This is a genomic window from Rhodococcus sp. SORGH_AS_0303, from assembly GCF_030819335.1.
Lineage (GTDB): Bacteria > Actinomycetota > Actinomycetes > Mycobacteriales > Mycobacteriaceae > Rhodococcoides.
Genome location: NZ_JAUTBO010000001.1, coordinates 3,697,221 through 3,710,632, shown reverse-complemented (window position 1 = coordinate 3,710,632; position 13,412 = coordinate 3,697,221). Strand labels below are relative to the sequence as shown.

The following is a 13,412-nucleotide window of genomic DNA, read 5'->3' as shown; positions in this document are numbered from 1 at the left end:
GTACCCACGCCGGTCCCGATCCAGAAGTTCCGGGTGTCGCTCGTCACTCCGACGAGGGTGAATCGGACGCCGAGAGCACGGCGGCCCGCAGGTCCTTCGACGACGGCACACCCGACGCGCGCGATCGTTCCCGCATCGCCCCGTCGAGCACGAAGGTGGTCGGGAGAGACATCACGCCGAAGTCGCGGGCGAGCTGCGGGTTCTCGTCCATGTCCACCTCGACGTCGGACACGCGGTGCCCCGCCGACTCGAGGTCGGTCACCACGGCGGACACGACGCGTCGCACCGCCGCACACGGGCCGCACCAGGTGGCGGAGAAGTGGAGCACGGTCACCGCGCCGTCGGTGGCGCCGGCGGCGCGCAGAGCGTGAGCTCGCGATCCCGACGCGCCGCCGCGATCCGACGTGCGGACGGCGCCCTCGCGGCGGCGGACCCACAGGCCCACCACGGCGGCGAGCGCCAGGGCGACGAGAAGGACGACGACGGCGCTCACGGCGTGCGGATCTCGTCGAGTTCGATGGTGACGTCCTCGGCGCTGCCCTCGATGACGATCTGTCCGCCCTCCGCGTAGACCGACGTGGGGAGGATGCCGAACGGCAGCTGCTGCTCGTCGATCGTGCGGGTGAACAGGCCCAGGACCGCGGGCTTCAGGAAGTCGGGGATGGTGAAGTCGGCCTGGCCCTCGGGCCCGAAGTAGAGGTCCGACGCGACGATGGACACGGTTCCACCGTCGAGCCGGAGCTCGGCGGTGACGCTGACCGCGGTGTCCAGGGGGCCGACGGGCACGGTGCCCGTGAGGACCACGGCCCCGGCGGTGGTCTCGCCGGAACCGCCCGAACCGCCGGTGCCGTCGGAGCGGTCGGCTGGGGGAGTGGAGACCTGGAGGTCGGGGATCTCGAGGAACCGGCCGAGGTCGGTGGCGTCGATACGGACGCGCGCGTCGAGTTGATCCATGGGCACCGTGCGCACCGATCCGTCGAGCAGGTCGGAGGCCGGAATACGCACGCCGCGCAACGTCGCCTCGATGGTCGTCTTCTCGACGTAGTCGGTGGGGACGTCCTGCGCTCGGATCTCCACGCGGCCGTACCTGCCGTCGGCCGCCTGGGTCAGGAACGGGAAGCCGTGGATGGTCACCTGCGGATCGGACACCAGATCTCCGCCGTCCCGCAGTGCCCGCGAGACGCGGTACTCGGAGTAGGCGGCAGTGCCGAAATCGGCGGCCAGAGCGAGCGCCAGGACGAAGACGAGCCCGACGATCAGTTTTCGCACGGAGTTCCTCTCGGGCGGTTCGGTGTCCTGCGGGCGGGTCCCGAGGCGGGCGGTGGCGGCTCGCAGCCGACTGTCCTGCCTTCCGACAGGTTAGTCTGTGACCGAAGAACAACCGGAAGTGCCGGTCGCGGACCCGCTGGTGGGCTCGTCCGGCCGAAGAAGAGCGGACGAGGAGGCCCTGTGGAGTTGCTGCTGCTGACCTCCGATCCGGATCCGGAGTCCGTGCTCCCGTCCCTCGCGCTCCTGGCGCACACGGTGCGTCCCGCACCGACCGAGGTCTCGTCGTTGCTCGAGGCCGGGAGCGCGGACATCGCGCTCGTCGACGCGCGCACCGATCTGGCCGCCGCCCGCGGACTGTGCCGACTGCTCGGTAGCGCCGGCTCGTCGGTACCCGTGGTGGCGGTGCTCACCGAGGGCGGTCTGGTCGCCGTCAACGCGGAGTGGGGCCTCGACGACATCCTGTTGCCCACCACCGGACCCGCCGAGCTCGATGCCCGGTTGCGTCTCCTCGTGGGCCGCCACGGAGGCGTCAGCAGTCCCGAGGCCTCGGGGAAGATCACTCTCGGCGAGCTCGTCATCGACGAGGGCACCTACACCGCCCGTCTGCGCGGGCGACCGCTCGACCTCACCTACAAGGAGTTCGAACTCCTCAAGTACCTCGCCCAGCACGCGGGCCGCGTCTTCACCCGAGCGCAGCTGCTGCAGGAGGTGTGGGGGTACGACTTCTTCGGCGGTACCCGCACTGTGGACGTGCACGTCCGGCGTCTGCGCGCGAAGCTCGGAACGGAGTACGAGTCGCTCATCGGCACCGTGCGCAACGTGGGATACAAGGCCGTGAGACCGAGCCGGGCAGGTAAGGGCGCGGCGGGCAGCGACGACGCGGTCGACCTGCCGTCGGACGGCGACCTGGACATCGAGAACGACACGGCGACACCCTCGTTCGCCCCAGCTGATCGGACGGCCTTCTGACGTGAGCGACGCGATTCGACTCGAGGCACGGCGACCGGTCGGCGACGAGGCCCGACGCGTCCGCGACGCGATCGAGGCCGCCACGACCGCCGACGGGACACCGCCGCTGTCGGAGCAGGCCGAGCGCGCCGTGGACTCTCCGCGGGACGACGAGCATCTGCTGGCACTGGACGGCGAACACCTCGTGGGGTACGCGACGCTCTCGTCCGCGCGCGGTGACGCGCCGGTCATGGTGGAGGCCGTCGTGCACCCCGATCACCGGGGCCGCGGCGTCGGCACCGCGCTGGTCGACCGCGCTCTCGCAGCACCGGGGGCGCGCGTGTGGGCCCACGGGCGGCTGCCCGCCGCCGATCGCGTCGCCGAGAAAGTCGGTCTCGAGGTGGTCCGCGAACTGCTGCAGATGCGCCGCCCGCTCGGTGGCCCCGACGCGGCGCCCCTGCCCGAACTCACCGTCCCGGACGGCATCACCGTGCGGACCTACCGGGAGTCCGACGACGCCGAGATCCTGCGGGTGAACAACGCCGCGTTCTCCTGGCACCCCGAGCAGGGTGGCTGGACGCAGGCGGAGATCGACGAGCGCCGCGCGGAGTCCTGGTTCGACCCCGCGGGGCTGTTCGTGGCGACGTCGACGGACGACCCGGACACGGTGCTGGGGTTCCACTGGACCAAGGTGCACCCGCCGACCGGAGACGATCCCGAACTGGGTGAGGTCTACGTCGTCGGCATCGATCCGGCGGCCCAGGGCAGGGGGCTCGGCCGGACCCTCACGCTCGCCGGCCTGCGGTATCTGGCCGATCGCGGCCTCGCCGGCGTGCTGCTGTACGTCGAGTCGGACAACACGGCCGCCGTGCACACGTACGACCGGCTCGGCTTCGCCACCTTACACGTCGACGCGGCGTTCGCGCGCGTCTGACGCGGGACCGGTGCGGTCCCTGAGACGCGCATCGCATCCCGATCCGGGTTTTCGGTCTGTCTGTTCACCCTCCGTTCACAAAGGCGCGGTGAACCGTCCACCACCGGCGCTTACGTTCTCCCACGGGTAGCGCACGCTGCCCGTTGCGGTACGACGTCACCGCATCTTTTCTCGCCCGCCGACCGATCGGTCGCCGACGGGCTGTTTCTGGAGGAGACAGGTGAAGCTCGAGCGCAGCATTGCCCTCATGGGTGTACTGGCTGTCGGCGGATTGACGCTGGCTGCATGTGGTTCCGACGCGAACGTCGAGGCCACCGGCAGTGGTGACTCCGCCGCGACGTGCGAGGGCAAGAGCCCCATCACCGGCGAAGGATCGTCGGCGCAGCAGAACGCGATGTCCAACTTCACGTCCGTCTACTCGGGTGTGTGCTCCGGCAAGGCCGTGGAGTACACCGTGAGCGGTTCCGGCAACGGCCGGACCCAGTTCGTCGCCGGTCTCGTGGACTTCGCGGGCTCGGACTCGTCCATCAAGGAAGAGCAGGCCGACGCGGCCGCCACGCGCTGCGCCGGCAACCCGGCGTGGAACCTTCCCCTCGTGTTCGGTCCGGTCGCCGTGGCCTACACGCTCGACGGTGTCGACGACCTGGTCCTGACGCCCGACGTCATCGCCCAGATCTTCACCGGCAAGATCACCACCTGGAACGATCCGGCCATCGCCGCGCTGAACGAGGGCGCGTCGCTCCCGACCACCGCCATCACGCCGATCTACCGCTCGGATTCCTCGGGCACCAGCGACAACTTCCAGCGCTTCCTGTCCGACGCCGCACCGCAGTCCTGGACGCTGGACCACAGCTCCGACTGGGCCGGTGGAGTGGGCGAGGGCGCCAACGGTTCGTCGGGCGTCGCTCAGGCCGCTGCCGCCACCCCGGGCGCCATCACCTACGTCGAGAAGGGCTTCGCCGATCAGGAGAACCTGACCGCGGCGCAGATCGACTTCGGCGCTGGTGCCGTCGAGCTCACCACCGAGACCGCCGCCAAGGCGATCGACACGGTCACCTTCTCCGGTGACGGAAACGACCTCGCGCTCGATACCGACGCACTGTTCGCCAGCAAGGAAGCCGATTCCTACCCGCTGGTGCTGTCGACCTACGAGATCGTCTGCTCCAAGGGCTACGACGCGGAGACCGCCGCGGGCGTCAAGTCGTTCCTGCTCAGCGCTGCCAACGAGGGCCAGGAAGGCCTCGAGGCTGCCGGTTACGTGCCGCTCCCGGACAGCTTCAAGGAGCGTCTGGTGACGGCGATCAACGCCATTTCCTGACACACTGGTTCTCGCCTGCATCACCCCCGAAGACCATTCACCGGGTGATGCAGGCGATGCCGTACCACCCCACACGAGACAGTGAGCGGTATGAGCGACACCCATTCGATCAGCGACGTCACGCCGGCCACCACATCGGCCGTGAGCGCCGCTCGCAAGACGGAAGCGCCGACACCAGTGCCCGACAAGAAAGCCTCAGGTACGGTCACCCGCCCGGGTGACCGCATCTTCTCGACGCTCGCCACCGGTTCCGGTGTCTTCGTCATCGTCCTGATCGCGGCGATCGGTGGGTTCCTCCTGTGGCGGGCGATCCCCGCGCTGCAGAACAACACCGTGAACTTCTTCACGTACAACGGGCAGTGGAGCACGTCGGACACGTCCGCCATGCTCTTCGGTGTCCGTGACCTGTTCCTGGTCACGGCCACGGTGTCGGTGGTGGCTCTGCTGATCGCCATGCCGGTGGCACTGGGCATCGCGATCTACCTGACGAACTACGCCCCGAAGCGTCTGGCGGGCCCGCTGGGCTACGTCATCGACCTGCTGGCCGCCGTGCCGTCCATCGTCTTCGGACTCTGGGGCCTGTACGTTCTCGCGCCGGTCATCTCGCCCGTCGCCGAGTGGCTCAACACGAACCTCGCGTGGTTCCCGCTCTTCGCCACCGGTTCCGTCTCCATCGCCGGCGGCGGCACCATCTTCACCGGTGCGATCGTGCTCGCCGTCATGATCCTGCCGATCATCGCCGCGGTCACCCGCGAGGTGTTCGTCCAGACGCCCCGTGGCCAGATCGAGGCTGCTCTCGCCCTCGGCGCCACTCGGTGGGAGGTCGTGCGCACCACGGTCATCCCGTTCGGCAAGTCCGGCTTCGTCAGCGGCTCGATGCTGGGCCTTGGCCGCGCGCTCGGCGAGACCATCGCGCTCTACATCATCATCCGCAGCACCCAGGAGACGTTCGGCTGGACGCTGTTCGACGGCGGCAACACCTTCGCGACGAAGATCGCACTGGCCGCGGGTGAGTTCAACAACCAGCTGCAGGCCGGTGCCTACATCGCCGCGGGCCTGGTGCTGTTCGTCCTCACCTTCGTCGTCAACGCCGGCGCTCGCGCCGCCATCGCTGGAAAGAAGGACTGACCCATGGCCGACACCACGTCCGGTGGAACCGCCACCATGGATCGCCCCGTCAAGGAGCCGACCTTCCAGGGTGTCAGTGCCCGTCGCAAGGCCTCCGACTCGATCGCGACAGTCCTCGTGTCCCTCGCGGTGCTCATTGCGCTCGTCCCACTGATCTGGGTTCTCTACACCGTCGTCTCCCGCGGTATCGGCGCCGTCGCGTCGGCCGACTGGTGGCAGTACTCGCAGGCGGGTGTCACCCCCTTCAAGGAAGGCGGCGGCGCGTACCACGCGATCGTCGGAACGCTGCTCCAGGGACTCTTCTGCGCGGTCATCTCCATCCCGATCGGCATCTTCGTCGCCATCTACCTCGTCGAGTACGGCGTGGGCACGCGGCTCGCGAAGGCCACGACGTTCATGGTCGACATCCTCACCGGTGTCCCGTCCATCGTCGCGGCGCTGTTCATCTACTCGCTGTGGATCGCGACGTTCGGCTTCGACCGGTCGGGTCTGGCTGTCTCGCTCGCCCTGGTCCTGCTCATGATCCCCGTGATCGTGCGCTCGGCGGAGGAGATGCTGCGCATCGTTCCCCAGGACCTGCGCGAGGCGTCGTACGCGCTGGGTGTGCCGAAGTGGAAGACCATCGCCAAGATCGTCGTCCCGACGGCGCTCTCGGGCATCGTCACGGGCATCATGCTCGCTCTCGCCCGCGTCATGGGTGAGACGGCGCCGGTGCTGATCCTGGTCGGGTCCGCGACGGCCATCAACTTCAACCTGTTCGCCGGTCCGCAGACGTCGCTGCCGCTCATGATGGTCGACCTCCAGAAGGCCGGAACCGCTGCCCTCACCAGCGAGCGGATGTGGGGTGCCGCCCTCACCCTCATCCTCATCGTTGCGGTGCTGAACATCGGCGCGAAGCTGGTCTCCCGCTTCTTCGCTCCCAAGAACTTCTGACAGAAGGATCTCGACATGGCAAAACGACTCGATCTCAAGGACGTCAACATCTTCTACGGCAAGTTCCACGCCGTGTCGAACGTGACGCTCTCCGTTCCTCCTCGTAGCGTCACGGCCTTCATCGGACCGTCCGGCTGCGGCAAGTCCACGGTGCTCCGCTCGCTGAACCGCATGCACGAGGTCACCCCGGGTGCCCGCGTCGAGGGCTCGGTGCTGCTCGACGGCGAGGACATCTACGGTTCCGGCGTCGACCCGGTCGGCGTTCGCCGCACCATCGGCATGGTCTTCCAGCGTCCGAACCCGTTCCCCACCATGTCCATCCGTGACAACGTCGTGGCCGGCCTGAAGCTGCAGGGTGGCCGCAGCAAGAAGCAGCTGGACGAGGTCGCGGAGGAGTCGCTCAAGGGCGCGAACCTGTGGAACGAGGTCAAGGACCGCCTCGACAAGCCGGGCGGCGGTCTGTCCGGTGGTCAGCAGCAGCGTCTGTGCATCGCCCGTGCGATCGCGGTGCAGCCCGACGTCCTGCTCATGGACGAGCCCTGCTCGGCTCTCGACCCGATCTCGACGCTGGCGATCGAGGACCTGATCGGTGAGCTGAAGAAGGACTTCACCATCGTCATCGTCACGCACAACATGCAGCAGGCTGCACGTGTGAGCGACCAGACCGGCTTCTTCAACCTCGAGGCCACCGGCAAGCCCGGCAACCTGATCGAGATCGACGACACCGAGAAGATCTTCTCCAACCCGTCGCAGAAGGCCACCGAGGACTACATCTCGGGTCGCTTCGGCTAGACCGCAGCTCGCGCGTCCACACACGGAAAGGGCGCCCTCCCCGCGGGGAGGGCGCCCTTTCGTGCGTCCGGGTAGCGAGTGGAAGAACTAGGACACGTGCTGCGCGGGAGGCGTCGGCAGGTCGCTGGGCAGGCTGCCGGTGACCAGGAAGATGACTCGGCGGCCCACCTCGACGGCGTGGTCGGCGAAGCGCTCGTAGAAGCGACCCAGCAGGGTCACGTCGACGGCTGCGGCGACGCCGTGCTTCCACTCCTTGTCCATGAGGACGCTGAACAGGTGGCGGTGCAGGTCGTCCATCGCCTCGTCCTCCTCACGGAGCTTCGCGGCGCGCTCGGGGTCGCGGGTCTCGAGCACCTCACGTGCGGAGGAGCCGAGAGCGACGGCGATGCGTCCCATCTCGGCGAAGTAACCGTTGACCTCCTCCGGCAGTGCGTGCTGGGGGTGGCGACGACGCGCGATCTTGGCGACGTGCAGGGCGAGAGCGCCCATCCGGTCGATGTCGGCGACGATCTGGATGCCGGAGACCACCGAGCGGAGGTCGCCGGCGACGGGTGCCTGGAGAGCCAGCAACGCGAAGGCGCGCTCCTCTGCCTGGGCACTGAGGTCGGTGATCTTGTCGTGCTCGCCGATCACCTGCTCGGCGATCCGGAGATCCGCCTGCAGCAGGGACTGCGTGGCGCGCTCCATCGCACTACCGGCCAGGGCGGCCATCTCGCCGAGCAGGTCGGCGAGTTCTGTCATCTGTTCGTTGTAAGCCACGCGCATGGCCCGATTTTACTCGGCCGTACGTGGGTACAGGGCATGCAGGCGGTGAACGGGCGGTGAATGCGGAGCAGCGATTCACACACAGGACTCGTCCGCCCCGTTCGTGACCGTCAGATCGCTGGGGAGCGCGACCTCCGTGGACGCTCCGGAGACCCCCGTCGCGAAGGTCGGAAGCAGGTCTCCGACGACGGTCGGCGGCATCAGGAAGCCCTGGAAATCCGTCCCCAGGACGACTTCGACGATGCCGCCCAGAGTCGGCGTCTCCTCGAGAACCGCTCCCGGAATGGTGCTGGCCACCGTCGACGCGTCCGCGATCGACCCGGCGCCGTACCGCACGACGGTCGCCGCGGCACCGGTGGTCTCGGCGTTGCCGGTCCCGACGACCTGGAAGCCGTAGGCCGCCAGTTCGTCCGCGGTGGTGGCGGCCAGTCCGCTGGTCTCCGAGGCGTTGGAGATCTGGACCGACACCAGCGAGGGGTCGACCGCGACCTGCGGTTCGGTGGTGACCGGCGGCGCGACCTCGGGGGTGGTCTCGGGTGCGCGTTCCTCACCGGGGAGCGGCTGGTCGTCGATGATCGCCTGGAAGATCGCCTTGATGTCGTCGGTGCGCGGGATCTCGTTGCCGTAGTCGGTGGTACCCGCGGTGGGAACGGTGAGGAACGTGACCGCGCCCGCCTCGACGCCGCGCAGCGATTTGCCGAGCGTCAACAGGTCCGACGTCTTCACGTTCTCGACGAACGTGTCGCGCGTGAACGCCGTGACGAAACCGTTGAGGGCGCCCGGGTCGAACAGCACGCGGTTGCTCAGCACGGAGCGCAGGAGCGAGGACAGGAAGAGTTGCTGACGTTTGATGCGTCCGTAGTCACCGGTGCCCTCGGCGTCCACCTTGCGGGCGCGCACGTAGTTGAGCGCGGTGCGTCCGTCGATGCGCTGTTCGCCCGCGGTGGCCAGGACCGTTCCCAGCTCCTCGTCGACCAGCGGAACCGGGGAACACACGTCCACCCCGCCGACCTCGTCGACCATCGACTCGAAGCCGGCGAAGTCGATACCCACGAAGTGGCCGATCCGCAGTCCGGAGATCTTCTGAATGATCTTGACCAGGCACTTGGGTCCACCGAGCGCGTAGGTCGCGTTGAGCTTGTCGCCGTCCGCGGCGGGATACATCTCGCCCGTGTAGTCACCGGTGGTGCTGTCCCAGCCCTCGCACTCGGGGCGTTCGACGTCGAGGTCGCGGGGGAACGACACGGCTACCACGCGACTGCGGTCGGCCGGGATGTTGATGAGCATGACGGTGTCGGACCGTGCACCCTCGGCATCGGCCACCGTGCCGGCGCCGATCTCACCACTGGCTCCGGCTCGGGTGTCCGTCCCGACGATGAGGTAGGTCTCGTCGCCGTACTGGCCGGGCGCGTCGACCACGTCGGTGGACTCGGTGTCCAGGGCCGCGACCTGCTCGAACCCGCGGTCGGTCGCCCGGAGATATCCCCACACGACACCGGTGATCACCAGGGCCAGGATCGAGACCATCGAGACGCCGACACGGCCTGCGACCCGCATCCGCTTGCGCTTGCGTGCCCTGCTGAGGGCGAGCCGCGTGAGCGTCGGGGGTGCGACGGGGCCGACCGCCTCGGGCGCCGGACGCTCTGCGGTGCGTCGCTCGTCCACGACGGGGGCGATCACCTCGGTGGGCGGCTCGGGATCCTCGCGAGGTGGAACCGGCGGGGACGGTGGAGGGCTCGACGCGACCGCTCGATCGTCCGCGCCGGAGGTCGGCGAGTCGTCGCGACCCGCTGCGCGTCCCCGGTTGGAACCGATGCGGGAGATCCGATCCACGACCTCGGCCACCGAGAGCCGTCGATCCTGGTCGTCGGACGAGGACGGCGGGGTCTGCTCGGGCTCGGGTCGATCCGCTGGCGGGCGCTGTTCCGGCGCAGGCTGCTCGGACGGGGGAGACGGTGTCTCGGGGTCGCGATCGGAGCGCGGCACTCGCGAGATGGGACGCTCCCAGGGGGCGCGTCGTCCGGGTGTGGGCGACCCCGGTTCGTTCTCGTCACCCACTGGTCGTTCCGTCTTTCTCTCGGGCGTCGAACAGTGGTCGACGGATCGACGCCATAGTACTGATCATCCGCCCGAGTGCATCAGATCGGCGCCCGCCGGCACCGCACAGTCGTCGGGATCGTCGAGCCAGCCGTCGGGCAGCGACACGGCGCCGGGGGAACCCTGGCGACCGCGGGGGCCCTCGGCGTCGGCCGGGAAGGGAACGGTCGGATCCAGGCGAGCCAGCAGCTCGTCGAGCTCCGCGAGTGTCGAGACGGTGGCCATGCGTACCCGCAGGTCCGAGCCTGCCGGGAAGCCGCGCATGTACCAGGCGACGTGCTTGCGCATCTCCCGGAGCCCGCGGCCCTCGCCGTGGTGGTCGGACAGCAGTTCCGCGTGCCGACGCATGATGACGGCGACCTCGCCCAGCGTGGGCGGCGTCGGCGCAGTGGTGCCGCGCAGAGCGGCGGACAGTTCGGCGAACAGCCAGGGGCGTCCCAGGCAGCCGCGGCCGACGACCACGCCGTCGCAGCCGGTCTCGGCCATCATGCGGGCGGCGTCGGACGCGTCGAAGATGTCGCCGTTGCCCAGGACGGGGACGTCGCGGACGTGATCCTTGAGGCGCGCGATCTCGGACCAGTCGGCCGTACCGGAGTAACGCTGCGCCGCGGTGCGCGCATGGAGCGCGACGGCCGCAGCACCCTCGCCGGCGGCGATCCGTCCTGCGTCGAGGTGCGTGTGATGCTCGTCGTCGATGCCGATCCGGAACTTGACGGTCACCGGGATGTCGGTCCCCTCGGTGGCCTTCACCGCCGCGGCGACGATGCGTCCGAACAGCGATCGCTTGTACGGCAGGGCGGCGCCGCCGCCCTTGCGCGTCACCTTGGGCACGGGGCAGCCGAAGTTCATGTCGATGTGGTCGGCCATGTTCTCGTCGACGATCATCTTCGCGGCGTCGTACGTCGTGTCCGGGTCCACGGTGTAGAGCTGCAACGAGCGAGGCGTCTCGGTCGGGCCGAACGTGGTCATGTGCAACGTGGCGGGCTGCCGCTCGACGAGGGCACGCGCGGTGACCATCTCGCAGACGTAGAGCCCGGAGGTGCTGCCCGTCAGCGTCTCCTCGAGCTCCCGACACAGCGTGCGGAACGCCACGTTGGTGACACCGGCCATCGGCGCGAGGACGACGGGACTACGCAGGGCGAGGGAACCGATCTGCAGAGTCATGGTTGATCACACACCAGACATGGTCGACGGGAAACAGCGATGTGCCCGGCATCCGCGGAACGGGTGCCGGGCACATCGAGGGTATCCGTCGGAACTGGCACTCGGCCACTCCGTCGTGCGGTGCGGGTCAGGATGCCTGCGCGGCCTGCCGCTTGGCAGCCTCACGGGACAGCATGCGGTCGCGCTGCTCCTCGAACTTGAGAACGTCCTTCTCCAGCTTCTCGAGGAAGGCGGCGAGCTCCTCACGCGTCTGCTCGCCCTCGGCGGTGAAGTCGGTGCGATCGAAGATGTTCCACTTGCGCAGCACCGGCATGACGACGTCCTCGAGGTGCTGACGCAGATCGTAGATCCCGTGCTTGGCCATCAGCACGCCGTTGCGGCGGAAGTTGGGCATGCCGGCGCCGGGCATCTGGAAGTTCTGCACGATGTCGGCAATGGCACGCAGCGCCTGGTCGGGCGAGATGTCGAGCGCCGCACCGCACAGGTTGCGGTAGAAGATCATGTGCAGGTTCTCGTCGGCCGCGATGCGCTGGAGCATGCGGTCGGCGATGGGGTCGTTGCAGACCTTGCCCGTGTTGCGGTGGCTCACTCGCGTGGCCAGCTCCTGGAACGTCACGTACGAGACGGAGTGCAGGAAGCCCATCTGATCGTGGCCACCGGCAGCGGCTGAGGAGAAGCCATTGGTCATGTGCTCGATGCGGGCCTGCTCGAGGGCGACGGGATCCACTCCGCGCGTGACCACCAGGTAGTCGCGCATGACGATGCCGTGGCGGTTCTCCTCGGCGGTCCACCGGCCCACCCAGGTGCCCCAGGCGCCGTCCTGCGAGAAGTTCTCCGCGATCTCGCGGTGGTACGACGGCAGGTTGTCCTCGGTGAGGAGGTTGGTGATCATGGCAGCCTTGGCCACCTCGTCGAGCCGAGACTGCTCGGGCGACCAGTCCTCGCCACCGAGCGCGGCGAAGTTACGCCCCTCGTCCCAGGGGACGTAGTCGTGGGGGTGCCACTCCTTCGCCATGGAGAGATGCCGGTTCAGATTCTCTTCCGCAACCGGCTGCAGCTCTCCGAGCAGCTCCAGTTGGGTCAGATCCCGTGCCATGCGTGTCCTCCAGAATGGTGTTCGGCTCACTGCTTCCGCGCGATGACCGCGCTGCCTCGTACTGTGAGGGCAGCCTACGGCACCGTAACTTCGATGTGAATTGCTTCGACGAGCCGCCGCGAGGGGTGCGTACCGTCCGGTAGACGTTCATCGAGCGGGGCGACAGTTCGTTACGCCCGCCCGCCGTCGACCTCGTCCAGTATATGCCGCGGGGTACGGGGTACAGGTGTTGTGACTTCTGCGAGAAACGAACTCGATGTACTGTGCGTCACTCGGAGTCGCTGGCAGGGGACAGATCACCGGAGCCACTGTGGCGACGACCGTTGTCTGCCATTCTGTCTGCCGTGGCGCAACTGAGAACCGAGGGACACCGCGTTCTGGTCGTCGACCTGCACGGGGACAGCGTGCGGGCGGTCACCGGATCGATGATCGCGTACGAGGGCCAGGTGACCTTCCGGAACGCCGGGATGGGCGGTGGCGGTGGACTGCGCGCCGCTCTCAAGCAGAAGGTCACCGGCGAGTCGCTGTCCCTGATGGAGATGGCGGGGCAGGGAACGGTGCGGCTCGCGGTCGACGCGCAGCACGTCGTCGTCGTGCCGTTGGCGGGTGACGCACTCCACGTCGAATCGTCGCAGTTGCTCGCTCTGTCCGGCGGGCTGCGGTCCGATGTGGCCTTCGCCGGGCTCCGCGGCGCCTCGTCCGGGCAGGGCCTGTTCACGACGGTCGTCAGTGGACAGGGCGAGGTGGGACTGCTGTCCGCGGGCGGACCGCTCATCGCGCTCGAGGTGTCGCCGCAGTACCCGTTGGTGGTCGATCCGGACGCCTTCGTCGCGCACCGAGGTCAGGTGACACAGAGCTTCGTCACCGACGTCACGTGGCGGTCGGCCGTCGGCGGCGGGAGCGGCGAGGCCTTCTCCCTCCGCTTCGACGGCACCGGTGTCGTCTACATCCAGCCGCAGGAGCGCTGA

At 68.6% G+C, this 13,412-nt stretch carries 13 protein-coding genes; 7 read left to right on the top strand and 6 right to left on the bottom strand.

The genetic code is table 11. The features are described 5' to 3' along the window. Positions 1-43: 43 nt before the first annotated feature. Positions 44-493 (bottom strand): thioredoxin family protein, encoded by a 450-nt coding sequence (locus QE449_RS17565; RefSeq protein ID WP_056446758.1) that lies wholly within the window; start codon positions 491-493, stop codon positions 44-46. Next, a complete protein-coding gene (locus tag QE449_RS17560) occupies positions 490-1,269 on the bottom strand; it encodes an LmeA family phospholipid-binding protein (protein ID WP_027504272.1) in 780 nt (259 codons plus the stop codon). The genes QE449_RS17565 and QE449_RS17560 overlap by 4 nt, the downstream gene beginning before the upstream one ends. A gap of 180 nt (positions 1,270-1,449) precedes the next feature. Between QE449_RS17560 and QE449_RS17555 the strand changes: the two genes are divergently transcribed. The 6 genes from QE449_RS17555 (at position 1,450) to pstB (ending at position 7,322) form a co-directional block, all read left to right on the top strand. Further along, entirely contained in the window at positions 1,450-2,238 is a 789-nt protein-coding gene (locus QE449_RS17555) for a response regulator transcription factor (RefSeq protein ID WP_056446762.1), read from the top strand. 1 nt (position 2,239) lies between these two features. Further along, positions 2,240-3,151 carry a mycothiol synthase gene (mshD, locus tag QE449_RS17550; protein WP_373428314.1) on the top strand — a complete coding sequence of 304 codons (912 nt, stop codon included), beginning with the start codon at positions 2,240-2,242 and terminating at the stop codon, positions 3,149-3,151. A gap of 220 nt (positions 3,152-3,371) precedes the next feature. Then, a complete protein-coding gene (gene pstS / locus QE449_RS17545) occupies positions 3,372-4,469 on the top strand; it encodes a phosphate ABC transporter substrate-binding protein PstS (protein ID WP_027504269.1) in 1,098 nt (365 codons plus the stop codon). Between the two features lie 90 nt (positions 4,470-4,559). Further along, entirely contained in the window at positions 4,560-5,597 is a 1,038-nt protein-coding gene (gene pstC / locus QE449_RS17540) for a phosphate ABC transporter permease subunit PstC (RefSeq protein ID WP_027504268.1), read from the top strand. A 3-nt stretch (positions 5,598-5,600) separates the two neighbouring features. Then, positions 5,601-6,530, top strand: a complete 930-nt coding sequence (gene pstA / locus QE449_RS17535) for a phosphate ABC transporter permease PstA (RefSeq protein ID WP_027504267.1) — start codon at positions 5,601-5,603, stop codon at positions 6,528-6,530. Positions 6,531-6,545: 15 nt separating this feature from the next. Continuing rightward, positions 6,546-7,322 carry a phosphate ABC transporter ATP-binding protein PstB gene (gene pstB, locus QE449_RS17530; protein ID WP_027504266.1) on the top strand — a complete coding sequence of 259 codons (777 nt, stop codon included), beginning with the start codon at positions 6,546-6,548 and terminating at the stop codon, positions 7,320-7,322. An 87-nt stretch (positions 7,323-7,409) separates the two neighbouring features. Here the strand turns inward: pstB and phoU are convergent, their stop codons facing one another. From phoU to QE449_RS17510, 4 genes are all read right to left on the bottom strand, one after another. After that, positions 7,410-8,087, bottom strand: coding sequence for a phosphate signaling complex protein PhoU (gene phoU / locus QE449_RS17525; RefSeq protein ID WP_027504265.1), 678 nt, complete (start codon positions 8,085-8,087; stop codon positions 7,410-7,412). A gap of 75 nt (positions 8,088-8,162) precedes the next feature. Beyond that, positions 8,163-10,145, bottom strand: coding sequence for an LCP family protein (locus tag QE449_RS17520; RefSeq protein WP_307095540.1), 1,983 nt, complete (start codon positions 10,143-10,145; stop codon positions 8,163-8,165). A gap of 63 nt (positions 10,146-10,208) precedes the next feature. Then, positions 10,209-11,348: a tRNA dihydrouridine synthase DusB gene (dusB, locus tag QE449_RS17515; protein ID WP_056446780.1), complete on the bottom strand. Its 1,140-nt coding sequence runs from the start codon at positions 11,346-11,348 to the stop codon at positions 10,209-10,211. Between the two features lie 127 nt (positions 11,349-11,475). Further along, entirely contained in the window at positions 11,476-12,444 is a 969-nt protein-coding gene (locus QE449_RS17510) for an acyl-ACP desaturase (RefSeq protein ID WP_027504262.1), read from the bottom strand. Positions 12,445-12,797: 353 nt separating this feature from the next. Between QE449_RS17510 and QE449_RS17505 the strand changes: the two genes are divergently transcribed. Then, a complete protein-coding gene (locus QE449_RS17505; RefSeq protein ID WP_373428398.1) occupies positions 12,798-13,412 on the top strand; it encodes an AIM24 family protein in 615 nt (204 codons plus the stop codon).

What these genes read in the sequence shown, in the direction of transcription:
- pstC (WP_027504268.1), top strand. Translation starts at nt 4,560, where the DNA reads ATGAGCGACACCCATTCGATCAGCGACGTCACGCCGGCCACCACATCG.
- pstA (WP_027504267.1), top strand. Translation starts at nt 5,601, where the DNA reads ATGGCCGACACCACGTCCGGTGGAACCGCCACCATGGATCGCCCCGTC.
- pstB (WP_027504266.1), top strand. Translation starts at nt 6,546, where the DNA reads ATGGCAAAACGACTCGATCTCAAGGACGTCAACATCTTCTACGGCAAG.
- phoU (WP_027504265.1), bottom strand. Translation starts at nt 8,087, where the DNA reads ATGCGCGTGGCTTACAACGAACAGATGACAGAACTCGCCGACCTGCTC.
- dusB (WP_056446780.1), bottom strand. Translation starts at nt 11,348, where the DNA reads ATGACTCTGCAGATCGGTTCCCTCGCCCTGCGTAGTCCCGTCGTCCTC.
- QE449_RS17510 (WP_027504262.1), bottom strand. Translation starts at nt 12,444, where the DNA reads ATGGCACGGGATCTGACCCAACTGGAGCTGCTCGGAGAGCTGCAGCCG.